Genomic DNA, 14513 nt, shown 5'->3' with positions numbered 1-14513 from the left:
ATTTTATAAGCTAATCTTTATTAAAAATAAAAACGTAAGATTTACTCTTACACATCAGCCATAAAATCAAAATTTTATGAATTGATTTTTGCAAAATACCTATAAATAAGCTTATAATTGTGCTTTCTACACAAATTCACAAAAAAGCATACTATTTTGAAGTATTTTGTTCTGCATTTTATACTGCTGTTTGGTTTCACTTCGCTGAGTTTTGCGCAGGATAATCCGGTGAAATTTCTTGATATTTCTGACGGTTTGTCTAACAATTCGGTGACGACTATTTTTCAGGACAGCGACGGTTATCTTTGGTTTGGAACTTATGACGGACTAAATCGTTACGATGGTTACAATTTTAAAGTTTTTAGAAACCGAATCAACGACAAAAAATCACTTTCTTTTAATGCCATTTACAATATCGAAGGCGATTCCAGAAAAAACATTTGGGTTGGAGGCGCAAACGGAATCAGCATTTACAACAAAGCAACGACCACATTTCAGCCGGCCGAATATCTTTCATCGAATAAAAAGAAAATCTTAAATGGCATTATTCATCAGATGCGCTCCGTTTCTGAAAATCTGTTTTTGATTGCTTCGCAGAGTTTAGGCTTAGTTAGTTTTGAAAATGGATCATTTGTAGGGAAACAAATTCCGCTTATTGTTTTGGGCAATAAAATCAGCATCAATAATTACGATGCGATTGCGATTCAGGAAGATAAAAAAAATAAACATTCGTGGGTTTACGTGCGCAATGTCGGAATTTGCAGTTATAGTTATTCGTCTAGAACCTTAAAAGCAGTTTTTTCGCTTTCAAAAGAAGTTAAAGCAATGAAATTAGCTTCTGACGGAAATCTTTGGTTGGGAACAGATGAAGGACTTTTTCTCTTCAACACAAAAACGGGAATTATTTCAGACAATTATTTTCCAAATAAATGCAGTGTAACTGATCTTTTGGTCGACAAGAAAAAAGAGCTCTGGATTACGACAGACGGTTGTGGCATTTACAAAGTCATCGGAACAAATAAAAAAGCGATTCCGTTTAATAATGTAAACGATAATCAACTGGCAAAAAGCAATTCGGTTTGGAGTTTGTATGAAGATAAAGACGGAAACATATGGTTTGGTTCTTTGCGCGGTGGTATCAGTATGCTGAGCAATTCGCCAAAGTATTTTAAAAATATTCGATATAATGCTAAAGATCCTGCCGAAAACTTCATTTTATCTTTCTGTGAAGATGAAAAAAAGAATCTTTGGGTGGGAACTGACGGCGCGGGATTAAAATATTGGAACCGAAAAAATAACTCGTATATCAATTACGGAAATAAACTTTCAAGTCCTTTTATTACTGGAATTGTTCGGGATAATAATAATGAAATCTGGCTTTCGACCTGGGCGGGTGGTGTCAATAAAATTAATCCGAAGAACAATTCCGTTACGCAATATTCTTGTTTTAATCCTTTTACAAAACAAATCGAAAAGAATATTTGGTTTGTTTACAAAGATTCAAAATCGAATATTTGGGCGAGTGCGACAAATGAAGGTTCGCTGTATTTTTTCGACAGAACAAAAAACAGTTTTGTGCTTTTTGACAAATCGGTTACAAACTTGCAATGTTTGACGGAAACCAGGGATGGAAAACTTTGGGGCGGAAATTATACCAATTTGTTTTCGATTGAAAAAAATACACGAAAAATCAATAAAGTTTCGATTGGAAACCCAATTCGTTGCATTCACGAAGACAATGACAAAAATCTCTGGCTGGGAACTCAGGAGGGCGGACTTTTACTATTTGACCGAAAGAAAAATACGTTTAAAAGGCTGACAACAGATGATGGCTTGCCGTCAAATACGATTTTAAGACTGCTCGAAGATAAGGAAGGAAATCTTTGGATGAGTACCTATAACGGAGTCTGCAGATTTGATAAAAAGAGACAGACGTTTCGCAATTTCTCTGTAAATGATGGTTTACAAAGCAATCAATTTAGTTTTAATGCCGGAATTGAATTATCGACCGGGGAATTTCTTTTTGGCGGAATAAACGGCTTCAACATATTTTTTCCTGAGGCAATCAAAGGATTTAATCAGAAGAATAATTTATTGCTGAGTGATTTTTCTGTGAATAATCAATCGATAGAAGAAAGTAAAGTCGAAGTTACAAATGACGATTCGACCAAAATGAAAGAAGTAAGTTTAGATTACGATCAAACGGCTTTGTCATTAGAATTTGTAGCAATTGATTATAATAATGCAGATAAAATAAATTATGCCTATTTTCTTGAAGGCTGGGACGAACAATGGAATTATGTGGGTCAGGCCCGAAAAGCAAATTATTCGAGACTTCCAGAAGGAAAATATACGTTTAAAGTAAAAACGACAAACGCAAAAGGAGGCTGGAACAAAGAAGTCAGTCTTATTTCAATTGAAGTTTTACCGCCTTGGTACAGAACTTGGTGGGCGTATACCTTGTATTTGCTTGGGATTGCGGGTGCGCTTTTTGTTTATCTGGATTACGAAAAAAATAAGGAAGCACTAAAATATAAAGTCAAAATCGCCGAACTAGAAAGCAAGAAAGAAAAGGAAATTGCTGAGAAACAATCGTCAATGTTTACCTATATCTCTCATGAATTCAGAACGCCGCTTTCGCTGATTATAAATCCGCTGAAAAAAGCAGTTCAGAAAGAAAGTGTCGAAAACGGATCTTCGGGCAGTGAGCTGGCAATTGCACACCGAAATGCTAGACGTTTATTGAGTTTGGTCGATCAGCTTTTGCTTTTCAGAAAAGCTGAAAATGATGCGGATTCGCTTAGATTATCGCCTATAAATGTCAACAAACTTTGCAATGAAGTTTATCAATGTTTTGTAAATCAGGCAAAAGACAAAAACATTAATTACAATTTTGATATTCCTGAAAATGAAATTGAGATTATTGGCGATTATGAAAAAATCGAAATTTCGCTTTTTAACTTAATGTCGAATGCTTTTAAATACACTCCAATTGGCGGTGAAATTAGTTTGAAATTAACCGAAACAATTTCAGATGTTGAAATGGAAATTTCAGACAGCGGAGAAGGAATCGATAAAGCAGATATTGAGGTTATTTTCGAGAAATTCAGACAAATTAATTCGAAAGTTTCTATAAGTACTGGTTTTGGAATCGGACTTTTTATCGTGAAATATTTTGTCGACAAGCATAAAGGAAAAGTAAGTTGCAGCAGTGAAATTGGAAAAGGAAGTATTTTTAAATTGACATTTTTAAAAGGAAGTAGTCATTTTGAAAATGCGGTTATTACAAATGATATTCAGCAAAGAAGTCAGCTTTTTGACGAACTGAATATTGATGATACTGAAGAAAATACTTCGATTAATAATCAGATTTCAGAAACTGATTTTCAAACCGTAATGCTGACTGAAAAGCGAACCATTTTAATTATTGACGATAATGATGATATCAGAAATTATCTGATCAAATTGTTTTCTGAAAATTATATGGTTTACAGCGCTGAGAATGGAGAAGAAGGTTTGAAATTGACCAAAAAACATATGCCTGATTTGGTTATCAGCGACATTACAATGGAGCAAATGGATGGTCTAGAGCTTTGCCGAAAGATTAAGGAAAGCAATGATTTGTCACATATTCCGGTTATTTTATTGACAGCTTCAAAAAATCCTGAAACACATTTACAAGGAATCAATGACGGTGCCGATGATTATATCATGAAACCTTTTGATGATGATATTCTCGTTGCGCGTGTAGAATCGTTATTAAAGAACAGAAGCAATCTTCGTACTTATTTTCTGGACAGTATTACATTAAAAGAAAATACACAGAAAGTTCCGGCCGAATATCAATTTATACTGAAAAAGTGTATTGATATTGTTGAAGCTAATATTCATAAAAAAGATTTTACCATAAAGACTTTTGCTCAGGAAATGGGAATGAGCCACAGAACGCTTTATACTAAAATCAAGATTATTTCCGGACAGACATTAAATGCTTTTATACGATCACTCCGAATTCGTAGAGCGGCAATGTTGATGCTTACAGAAGACATGAATATTGCACAAGCAAGTGCGGAAGTTGGTTTTGAAGATCCTAAATATTTTAGACAACAGTTTGTAAAACTTTTTGGAATGACGCCTTCGGAATATATTAAGAAATATAAGAGCTCTTTCAACTCTGATTTGAATATTATTGGTTAATCTATTGGTGCAATCTTAAACTAGAAACATAGATTTATAAGAACGAAAAAGAATATGAAAAGAAACATGCTTCTAACACATAGTCCCGAAGCTTCGGGATGCATTTAAATTAGTGAAACGCTTTTTTTTTTTAAAGTTACTAAAACTATTTTTCTATGTGTTAAAATTAATTATGCTCAACGATTTTAGTTAAAAATCATTTTCAGACTTTACATTTTCTTAAAGACTTAATTGCATTTTGCAAATAAGAGTGCATTTTTTTGAAAAATTTCAAACGTTTTAGTCTCAAATGAAAGGATATTTCAGTGATTGCAGATTATGTAAAAATATCCAGATATTTTTTAATACTCTGTAAATTTTAATACCAAATAATGATTAATTGCAATTTTGACCTCCTTTTTTTTCCATTTTACCCCTCCTTGGAAGTGTGATTTAAACATTTCTTTGCATCGATAGTAATAGATTAAGTTGTATTACTGTGTAAAATTATAAGTGTTATTTTTTTGATAAGTTTTTAATCAGTTTAAAGAATTGAGCCTTCTTTAAAATAAGATTGTAAGAGTTGGTTTTACGTATTACTTATCTGGCCCGCGACAAAAATCGCGGGTCAAAAAAATAAAGCTTTACTGTTTTAGAAAAAAGAAAAAAAAAAGGAAATATTAATCAAACTTTACTAACATGACAAAAACCAAACCACCGATTTTTCATTGTCTGTTTCCATCTCCAAGAAGGAAAAGACATTCTAGATCTTCAAAAATGAGTCCGACTCATTTATTTAAACAATCACTTTACGCTTAAAAAGAACAAACTAACCTAACCTTAAAATTAAAGAAATGAAAAAGAATAAATTTTTATTTTTTCTTGCCCTTTTTGCCGTTTTGTTTACAGGATGTCAAAGCAACGATTCAGATTTCGCTCCATCTGATGATCCTACGGTAGTGATAGCTACAAAAGAGATTTATGGCGCGCCAAATAGAAAATTCGAAATCAAAGCGGCGCTTGCTGATGATTTAGGATTAAAAAGTGTAGAAATCCAAATTCCGGAATTATCACTTGATAAAGTAATTTCGTTTGCAACAGATCCTTTGTTGAAAACATATGATCTAAGCTACTTTTTTGAAGTTCCGGCAAACAGAGGAACTTCTGAAGCTTTCAAAATAAAATTGACTATTACAGACGTTTCTGGAAATAGTGTAAATGAGGAAATCAACCTTCGTTTAGACGGAGAATTTGCTGCACCATCTATTACTATGGTTTCTCCAAAAGAAGGAGCTGTAATTTTATTGTCAACGAGTAATCAAATGCCGGTAAATTTTGTGGTGAACGACGATTCAGGTATTGATTATGTACAAATTAAATGTGCTGCTTTAGGAATTGATGAAACTGTTCAATTAACGGGTTCGCCTCAATCTTATACCTTCAATAAAACGTATACATTGCCAGTAACAGCTGCAGATTATGTTTTGACAATTACTGCGAAAGACAAATTTGCTATTCCGAACACTGGATCTTTGAATGTAAATATTGTGGCTACAAATGAGTATCCGGCAATCTATTTATGTGATCAGCCAAAAGGTACAAACCTGACTACTGATGCAGTTGGAGTTCCGATGTATTTCCACGAAAAAAGCGGACAGGATTTTGAATTCAAATATTATGCAGATAAAGACAACAAAGAAGTTTATTTCTTAGGTCAGGAATCAGATTTTGCCCCACATTGTTTTGGTTTAAATGCTGCAGGAGAATTAGCAGATGATGTTGCTTCGGCACCAATTATTTTGCCAACAAAAGGATATTACAAAATTAAAGTGAATCCAAATACTTTGAAGTATACAGTTACGAAATACGCGCCAACAAGCAAAGTATGGGCTGATATTGCCAATGGATTATGGCATGATGATGCAGCACTTAGAAGGCCTTTCGTGAGTGTTTGCGGTGGCGGAATCAAAGACGCAAACTGGGATACTTGGAATGCGTGGGTTATGACGGGATTACACCTAAGCAACAATTCGGCAAATCCTTATCAATTAGTTGGTGAATACACTTTAACCGGAACTATGGAAGCCACTTTTACAGGCCAATGGTGGGATCCTTCTTGGAGATTAATCAAAAACGGAATCTGTACTATGTCGCCAGGTGAGAATGGAAATGCTAAATATCCAGCTGCTGCGGGAGTTTACAAAGTAGTTCTTGATACTGAGTTAGAAAGAGTATTTATCACAAAAAAATAGTTATGACTTTGTTATAACATTTAATAAATAAAACAGCTTAATATGAAATTTAAATATATAGGATTTTTTATTGCCCTGATGTGTACTGCTGTATCATTTGGACAAATAAAAATAACAGGTACTGTTAAGGATAAAGGCGCAGTGCCAATTCCGGGTGTTAATATAGTTGTAAAAGGAGCTTCAACTAACACGTCAACAGATTTTGATGGGAAGTTCGCAATCGAGGTTCCGAATAAAAATGCGCAAATTGAATTGTCTTTTGTTGGTTTTGCCAATAAAATAGTTCCAGTTGGTGATAAAACTAATTTTGATATTGTTTTAGAAGAATCAAGTCAGGCATTGGATGAAATTGTAGTTGTAGGTTATGCTGCTGTAAAAAAGAGCGATGTAACGAGTTCTATTTCTTCTGTAAAAGGAAAAGAGTTGCAAACTATGACAGTGGGAAATGTAACAGAATCACTTCAGGGAAAAGTTTCTGGAGTACAGGTTGTAGGCGCTGGAGGCCCGGGTGCACAACCAAGAGTATTGATTCGTGGTATTTCTACGGTAAACTTAAGTACAGATCCGCTTTATGTTGTTGACGGAATTCCGATGGGAACAAGCATCAACTTCTTGAGCAACAACGAAATTGAATCGATGGAAGTTTTGAAAGACGCTTCTGCAAGTGCAATTTACGGTTCACGTGCATCAAACGGGGTTATCCTGATTACAACTAAAAAAGGAAAAGTTGGAAAAACAAGATTCAATTTTGATACAAGTTCAGGAATGCAGTTTATGAATAATCCGTATCATATGGCTGATGCACAAAGCTATGCAACAATTATGAATACGGCTTATAATAATTCAGGCTATTCAGATTATTTGCCAAATCCTTCTCAATACCAAGGAAAAACTACAGATTGGTGGAATGCTGGAATTAGAAAAGCAAGTCCAGTTGTGAATGCTTCTCTTGGAGTTACAGGAGGTTCTGAAAAACATACTTTCGCAATCAGCTTAAACTACTACAATTCAGAATCTATGTATGAAGTAGGAGGTTGGGAAAGAATTACAATGAGAATTGCAAACGATTTTAAATTCTCTGATAAATTCTCAGCAGGAATTACATTAAACCCTCGTTACGAAACGTATGGTTCACCAGGAAACTGGGCTGATTTTGATAAAATTGATCCAATTACGCCAATCTATAAACCAGCAGATCAATTAAACGGAACTGAAAATGAATACAGTATTTATGCACGCTCTCCGTCCTATATCTGGAATCCTGTTGCGGCTGTAAAACGTTATGATGATTTTACAGATCAATACAACTTGAATACAAATGGTTATTTGCAATACACGCCAATCAAAGGTTTAGTGATTCGTTCACAAGCTTCTATTGAAGTAGGCGACAAAGTAAGAAATAGATTCAGCCCTGACTTTGTGATTGATGCTGCACACGAAAAAGCTGAAATCAATAGTGTTGAAAAATGGAACACTACTAATGTCGATTGGACTTGGCAAAATACAATCACCTACACTAAAACATTTGCTGAAAAACATAATGCCTCTTTAATGATTGGTAACACTATGGAAGAGTATAATGGAAATGATCTTTGGGGTTACGGAGAAGGAATTCCTAACAACTCTGATTCTATGAGAGAATTAAATGCTGCAACAAAAAACCGCAACAGTGGCGGTAACAGCTGGTCAAGTTCATTAATGTCTTATATTTCTCGTTTTTCTTATAACTATGACGGAAAATATTATTTTACAGGTACTTTCAGACGTGACGGTTCTTCAAAATTCATGGAAAACAACAAATGGGCAAATTTCCCTTCTGCATCAGTTTCATGGAGAATTTTGAATGAAGATTTTATGGAATCAACAAAAGATGTTTTAAGTGATTTAAGATTTAGAGCAGGTTGGGGTAAAGTAGGAAATCAAAACTTGCCAAGCGCGGTTTATCAATCTAATATAGGAACAGGTTTTTACCCAATTGGGAATGATATTGCTGATACTTCTTATCCTTCTACAATGGCAAATAAAGACATTAAATGGGAAACTGTTGAAGATGTTTCTTTCGGACTGGATTTCGGATTATGGAAAAACAAGCTTTCTGGATCTTTAGAATATTACCAAAAGAAAACAAACGATATGTTGTTCTTAAAACAATTTCCAACATATAGTGGTTTTCCTGGATATTCTACAATATGGACAAACGTAGGTTCTATGAAATCAAATGGTGTCGATTTATTGGTTTCTTACAAAGACAAAAAAGGAGATTTCTCATACGGTGTAGATGTAACTTTTACAACTGTAAATGTGAAGATGATAAATTTATCTGCTGACGGAGAAAAATTATACGGTTCAAGCAACAGAACTTTGACTGTTGAAGGTAATGAGCCAGGATATTTTTACGGATACGTTGCTGATGGTTTGTTCCAAAATCAAACAGAATTAAACTCTCATACAGACGAGCACGGAACAAAATTACAACCGTATGCACAAGTTGGAGATGTTCGTTTTAAAGATATTAACGGCGACGGAAAATTAGACGATAAAGACAGAACAAAAATTGGTTCTCCTTGGGCTGATTACAACGTAGGTCTTAATTTGACTTTTGCGTACAAAAATTTTGATTTAGTAGCGAATTTCTATTCAAGTATTGGAAATGATTTGGTTAACCAAAATATTTCAGATTTGTACAATGGTGCAAGTTTAACAAATAAAGTTAACGGATTAGATCAAATGGCTTGGCACGGAGAAGGAACTTCAAATTATGTTCCTCGCTTGTCAAAAGATGACAACAACGAAAACTTTACAAAATTCTCTTCTTTATATGTTGAAGATGGATCTTATGTACGTATGAAAAACCTCCAGGTTGGTTATTCGTTCTATAATAAATTCGGATTAGATAAACTAAGACTTTCGTTATCAGGTCAGAATTTATGGACTTGGACAAATTATACAGGGGTTGATCCTGAAGTAGGAGGTGGAGTTTTAGGATCAGGTTTTGGAGGATGGAATTATCCGGTTCAGCCAACAATCCTGATGGGTCTTAATGTAGCATTTTAATAAAAACGATCATGAAAAAAATAATAGTATCATTAATCACTTTTTCTCTATTAGCAGTTTCTTGCAGCGATTTTATTGAAAAAGAAGAAAGAGGAACACAAACCTTAGAAAATTATTTTCAGACAGCACAAGAGTGCGAGAATTATGCAAACGAATTAACACGCAGATTATTAATTCCGAATGACTGGTGGACTTTAGTTGCGCCAAGAGTTACTAACGAAATGTCGACTGATGATGCCTGGATGGGTAACACGGGACAGGACAGTGGTGCGCACAGACCATGTTCACAATACATCATTACACCTGACAATATGGGTGATATGAATAGTATTTATACGGCACATTTTTACACGATCCAATCCGCTAATCTTGGTTTGGAGAAAATGGCTGCATCGCCACTTACTGAAGCTCAAAAAAATCAATATATGGGAGAATCTCTTTTTGTGAGAGCCTATTGTTACTATGAGTTGGTAAATCTTTTTGGAGGAGTTCCGGTATATACAAAATCTCTTGGAACTGGCGATTTGACTTTAAAGCGCAATTCAGCAGCAGAGGTTTATGCACAAATTGAAAAGGATCTTAAAGAATCGGCTGCAAAATTAGAAACGATTCCAGTTAACAGAAACGGAAGAATTAACAAATGGGCGGCTTATGCCTTATTGGCTCGTGTGTCTTTGTTCCAGGAAAAATGGGCTGAGGCAAAACAATACTCAAATAAAGTTATTACGGAAGGCCCTTATGCTCTTGAAGCTGATTTCTTGAACATCTGGAATGTAAACAATCATAACGGAGTGGAGTCAATTCTTGAAGCGCAATCTTCATCAGTTCAAGATAAAAGTTTGGGTTCTGCATTGCCAACTTTAGCTGGAGCAAGAGGTGAAGACAAAAAGAATTTCCCAAGCAATGATGCTGCTGATGTTCTTGACGGTTGGGGATGGTGTATGCCAACAAGTGATTTAGAAAATGCTTATTTATCTGAAAATGATGTTATCCGTCGTAGAAGTACCATTACGAAATGGGGAGAAGCTGCTTACGGTGATGAGGTTTTAAATCCAACACATAAATTCAGTTTGAATGATAATAAATCAGGACGTATTTGCCGTAAATATTATATTCCAATTGCAACGCGTCGTTCTTTAGATAAAAAAGATGGTCACTTGCCATTAAATATTCCATTGATTCGTTTAGCTGAAATGTATCTGACAAGAGCAGAAGCAAGCTATCATACTGGCGGAGATGCTTTGGCAGATATCAACATCATCAGAGCTCGTGTGAAATTAGATCCAAAAACAGGACTTTCCGGACCAACTTTATTGAGACAAATTTACAAAGAGCGTCGTTTGGAATTGGCTTTTGAAGGAATGCGTTTATATGATATTCGTCGTGAAAAAGACCCAACAACAGGAAGACCTGTAATCGAATCTTTAATGGGACCAAACGGAACTTTTGTTAAATACAACTTGAGTTCGACAGATCCTTACGAAACGACAAACTTAAGAGAACCTCAGGATAAAGGAATCAATTTTAATCCTGCGAAAAATTTATTATGGCCAATTCCTCAGTTGGAAATTGACTTGAGCGGCGGTTTAATCACACAAAATCCTGGTTATTAAGATGAAATTTGTTAATCAAAATAAAGTAAGTCTGCTGTGTGCAGGCTTGCTTTTCGCTAGCTCACTTTTTGTGGGTTGCGACTCTGAAAAATCAGAAAATTCAGCTTCTGAAAATTCGGTTGCCGAATTGAATGTGAATTTGGATATGAATCTTCAGACAATGGAAAGTTTTGGAGCTTCTGATGCTTGGCAATGTAATTTTATTGGAAAAAATTGGCCTTCGGATAAAAGAAATAAAGTAGCCGATTTATTATTCAGCAAAGAAGTTGATGCCGATGGAAATCCAAAAGGGATCGGACTTTCATTATGGCGTTTTAACCTTGGAGCTGGAAGTACAGAGCAAGGTGACGCAAGTGACATTACAGACGAATGGAGACGTACAGAATGTTTCACAACTGATGGTGTAAGCTACAATATGAATAAACAAGCCGGTCAGGTTTGGTTTATGAAAGCGGCAAAAGAACGTGGAGTTGAAAAATTATTAGCCTTTGCAAACAGCGCACCGGTGTATTTGACGCAAAACGGAAAAGCGCACGCAAGCATCAAAGAATTTTATAATTTGAAAGATGGAAAAATGCCGGAATTAGCTGATTTCTGGGTGAATTCCTTGGACAAACTAAAAACAGAACACGGTTTAACAATCGATTATGTGAGTCCGTTTAACGAACCACAATACGAGTGGGACGGTTCTGCACAGGAAGGTTCGCCGGCTACAAATGCAAATATTTACAGTTTTGTAAATGTTTTGTCTCCAAAATTACAATCAAAAGGACTGGGCGCTCAAATTGTTGTTGGAGAAGCTGGATCTTATGAATCGCTTTACAAAACGGTTTCTGGAAAAGAAAGCAGATCAAATCAAATTGATTATTTTTTTGGAGCAAATTCATCTAAAAACATTTCTGGATTAAGCAATGTAAAGAAAACCATTTCTGGACATAGTTATTGGCAAGCTTGGCCTTTGAGCGAAATGGTTTCGTCAAGACAGCAGGCAGCTTCAAGAATTCAGTCTGTTGGCGGTGTGAGTCTTTGGTCTTCGGAATATTGTGTTTTAGAAAGCCCTGGAACAGCAGAATTACCTGGCGGAGCAGGAGCAGGAAGAGATTTAGGAATGCCGCTTGCACTTTGGACAGCACGTATCATCAGTACAGATATTGCGCTTGGAGGCGTAACTTCTTGGCAATGGTGGACAGCAATTAGCCGTGGCGACTACAAAGATGGGTTGATTCATGTTGATGACAATGCAAGCAACGGAGCTGGAAATGCTGATTATTGCAAAAACGACGGTTACATCAGAGATTCAAAAACACTGTGGGCATTAGGAAACTTTTCTTTTTTCGTAAAACCGGGAATGGTAAGAGTTCAAATTCCAAGCGTTGACAATGCAACAACTTTAAATGATGTAATGGTAACCGCTTACAAAGATGCAGCTACTAAAAAATTGGTAATTGTTGCAGTAAACATCAGCAAATCGGCGAAAGTCTATAAATTGAATCTTGCAGGAGGAGCTTTGGCTGATAATAAATTAACACCTTACACAACTTCAGAAACTTTAAGTTTGAAAAAAGGAACAGCGGTTGATGCGGGGAGTTTAGAAATTCCGGCTAGGTCGATTGTGACGTATGTTGGGAATTATAAATAAGAATAAAAAATTAACCGCAATGGTCGCAAAGAAAATACGCAAAGTTCGCAAAGCTTATGCAAAACTTGGCTCCCGATAGCTGTCGGGATTGCGTAAAACCTTGCGCCCTTTGCGGTTAAATAAAACAAAATAAATGAAAAAAGTATATATCTCACTTTTTCTGGTAATGAGTTCGCTGTCATTTGCACAACGAACTGCCATTATCAGTACCGATAAAGTCGTTCAGACGATGGACGGTTTTGGAGGTTCTGATGCGTGGAGAACTCAGTTTGTGGGAAAAAATTGGCCAGAACAAAAAAAGAATGCCATTGCCGATTTGCTTTTCAGCAAAGAGATTGATGCACAGGGAAATCCAAAAGGAATTGGACTTTCGATTTGGAGATTCAATCTTGGTGCCGGAAGTACAGAACAAGGTGAAAACAGCAAAGTTTCTGATGAATGGAGAAGAAGCGAATGTTTTTTAAACGCTGACGGAACTTATGATTTCTCGAAACAAGAAGGTCAAAGATGGTTTCTGCAGGCGGCTAAAAAACGTGGTGTCGAAAAATTCCTGATTTTTACAAATAGTCCGCCGGTTTTTATGACCAATAACGGATTGTCTTTTGCCTCTCAAAAGAATAAACTGAATCTAAAAGATGGTGCAATTCCAAAATTTGCCGATTTCTTAGTTCAAAGTATTCAGGGATTGGAGAAAAAAGAAGGAATAAAATTCGATTATGTCAGTCCGATAAATGAACCTCAATGGGAATGGATGCCAAAACAGGGCGACACGAACAGTCAGGAAGGAACTCCGGCAACGAATGAGGAAATTTATGATTTGACCAAATCACTTTCAGAAAAACTGAAAGCTAACAAAATGAGCACTGAAATTGTAATTGCCGAAGCTGCTCAAATTGATTATTTGTATGAAAATGTGAATAAAGAAAATCGTGACAATCAGATTGATTTCTTCTTCGGAAAAACCAAAACCAATGTTTCAAAATTCTCCAATGTAAAAAATGTGATTCTTGGTCACAGTTATTTTACAACTTGGCCAGTTGAAAGACAAGTTTTAAGTAGAAAATTAATTGCCGCAAACATCAAACAAAATCCAAATTTAAAATATTGGCAGTCTGAATATTGCATTTTGGAAAATCCGGGAGAAAATGAAATTCCGGGTGGCTCAGGTGGCGGAAGAGATTTAGGAATGCAGACTGCTTTATTTGTAGCACGTTTGATTCATAATGATATTGCTGTAGCCAATGCCGCTTCATGGCAATGGTGGACATCGATTACACGCGTCGATTACAAGGATGGTTTGATTTATTTGGATGACGGAAAAAGCAAAGGTGGAACGGAACCGAATTATGTGAGAAATGATGGAGAATTTCACGATTCAAAACTGCTTTGGGCTTTAGGAAATTATTCGCTTTTTGTGCGTCCGGGAATGCAAAGAGTTGATGTTCCAAATCAAAACGAATTAGACGCCGCAAATGATGTAATGCTGACGGCGTATAAAGATGTTCAAAACAAAAAACTGATTGTAGTTGCCGTAAACTGCGGAAAATCAGCTCAAAAATACAATTTCGATTTATCTAAAGGAACTGTAAAAAATAATGAATTTACACCTTACATAACTTCTGAAACTTCAAATTTAAAAAGAAGTGATATTCAGAAAATTGATAATCTGGAAATCCCAGCAAAATCAGTAGTGACGTTTGTGGGAGAATTACTTTAGTGTTCAGTTGCAGTCTCAGTTTTCAGTCACAGTTACCCAGACTGCAAACTGAGACTGCGACT

Annotated in this window: 6 protein-coding genes; all 6 read left to right on the top strand. The window is 35.7% G+C overall.

All coding sequences use genetic code 11. The annotated features are described in order from the left end of the window. Nucleotides 1-156: 156 nt before the first annotated feature. The 6 genes from ACWA1B_RS17100 (at nucleotide 157) to ACWA1B_RS17075 (ending at nucleotide 14451) form a co-directional block, all read left to right on the top strand. Nucleotides 157-4197 (top strand): two-component regulator propeller domain-containing protein, encoded by a 4041-nt coding sequence (locus tag ACWA1B_RS17100; RefSeq protein ID WP_456908961.1) that lies wholly within the window; start codon nucleotides 157-159, stop codon nucleotides 4195-4197. Between the two features lie 833 nt (nucleotides 4198-5030). Continuing rightward, entirely contained in the window at nucleotides 5031-6428 is a 1398-nt protein-coding gene (locus ACWA1B_RS17095) for a hypothetical protein (RefSeq protein WP_456908959.1), read from the top strand. Between the two features lie 42 nt (nucleotides 6429-6470). Next, nucleotides 6471-9482 (top strand): SusC/RagA family TonB-linked outer membrane protein, encoded by a 3012-nt coding sequence (locus ACWA1B_RS17090; protein WP_456908957.1) that lies wholly within the window; start codon nucleotides 6471-6473, stop codon nucleotides 9480-9482. Nucleotides 9483-9493: 11 nt separating this feature from the next. Beyond that, entirely contained in the window at nucleotides 9494-11095 is a 1602-nt protein-coding gene (locus ACWA1B_RS17085) for a RagB/SusD family nutrient uptake outer membrane protein (protein WP_456908955.1), read from the top strand. A 1-nt stretch (nucleotide 11096) separates the two neighbouring features. Then, a complete protein-coding gene (locus ACWA1B_RS17080) occupies nucleotides 11097-12734 on the top strand; it encodes a glycoside hydrolase (protein ID WP_456908953.1) in 1638 nt (545 codons plus the stop codon). A gap of 133 nt (nucleotides 12735-12867) precedes the next feature. After that, nucleotides 12868-14451, top strand: a complete 1584-nt coding sequence (locus tag ACWA1B_RS17075) for a glycoside hydrolase (protein ID WP_456908951.1) — start codon at nucleotides 12868-12870, stop codon at nucleotides 14449-14451. The last annotated feature ends 62 nt before the right edge of the window (nucleotides 14452-14513 follow it).

The sequence above is a fragment of the Flavobacterium xizangense genome (genome assembly GCF_054075145.1).
Note: the sequence above shows the minus strand (reverse complement) of the source record. Positions and strands in the feature narration are given on the sequence as shown.

What these genes read in the sequence shown, in the direction of transcription:
- ACWA1B_RS17085 (WP_456908955.1), top strand. Translation starts at nt 9,494, where the DNA reads ATGAAAAAAATAATAGTATCATTAATCACTTTTTCTCTATTAGCAGTT.
- ACWA1B_RS17095 (WP_456908959.1), top strand. Translation starts at nt 5,031, where the DNA reads ATGAAAAAGAATAAATTTTTATTTTTTCTTGCCCTTTTTGCCGTTTTG.
- ACWA1B_RS17090 (WP_456908957.1), top strand. Translation starts at nt 6,471, where the DNA reads ATGAAATTTAAATATATAGGATTTTTTATTGCCCTGATGTGTACTGCT.
- ACWA1B_RS17075 (WP_456908951.1), top strand. Translation starts at nt 12,868, where the DNA reads ATGAAAAAAGTATATATCTCACTTTTTCTGGTAATGAGTTCGCTGTCA.
- ACWA1B_RS17080 (WP_456908953.1), top strand. Translation starts at nt 11,097, where the DNA reads ATGAAATTTGTTAATCAAAATAAAGTAAGTCTGCTGTGTGCAGGCTTG.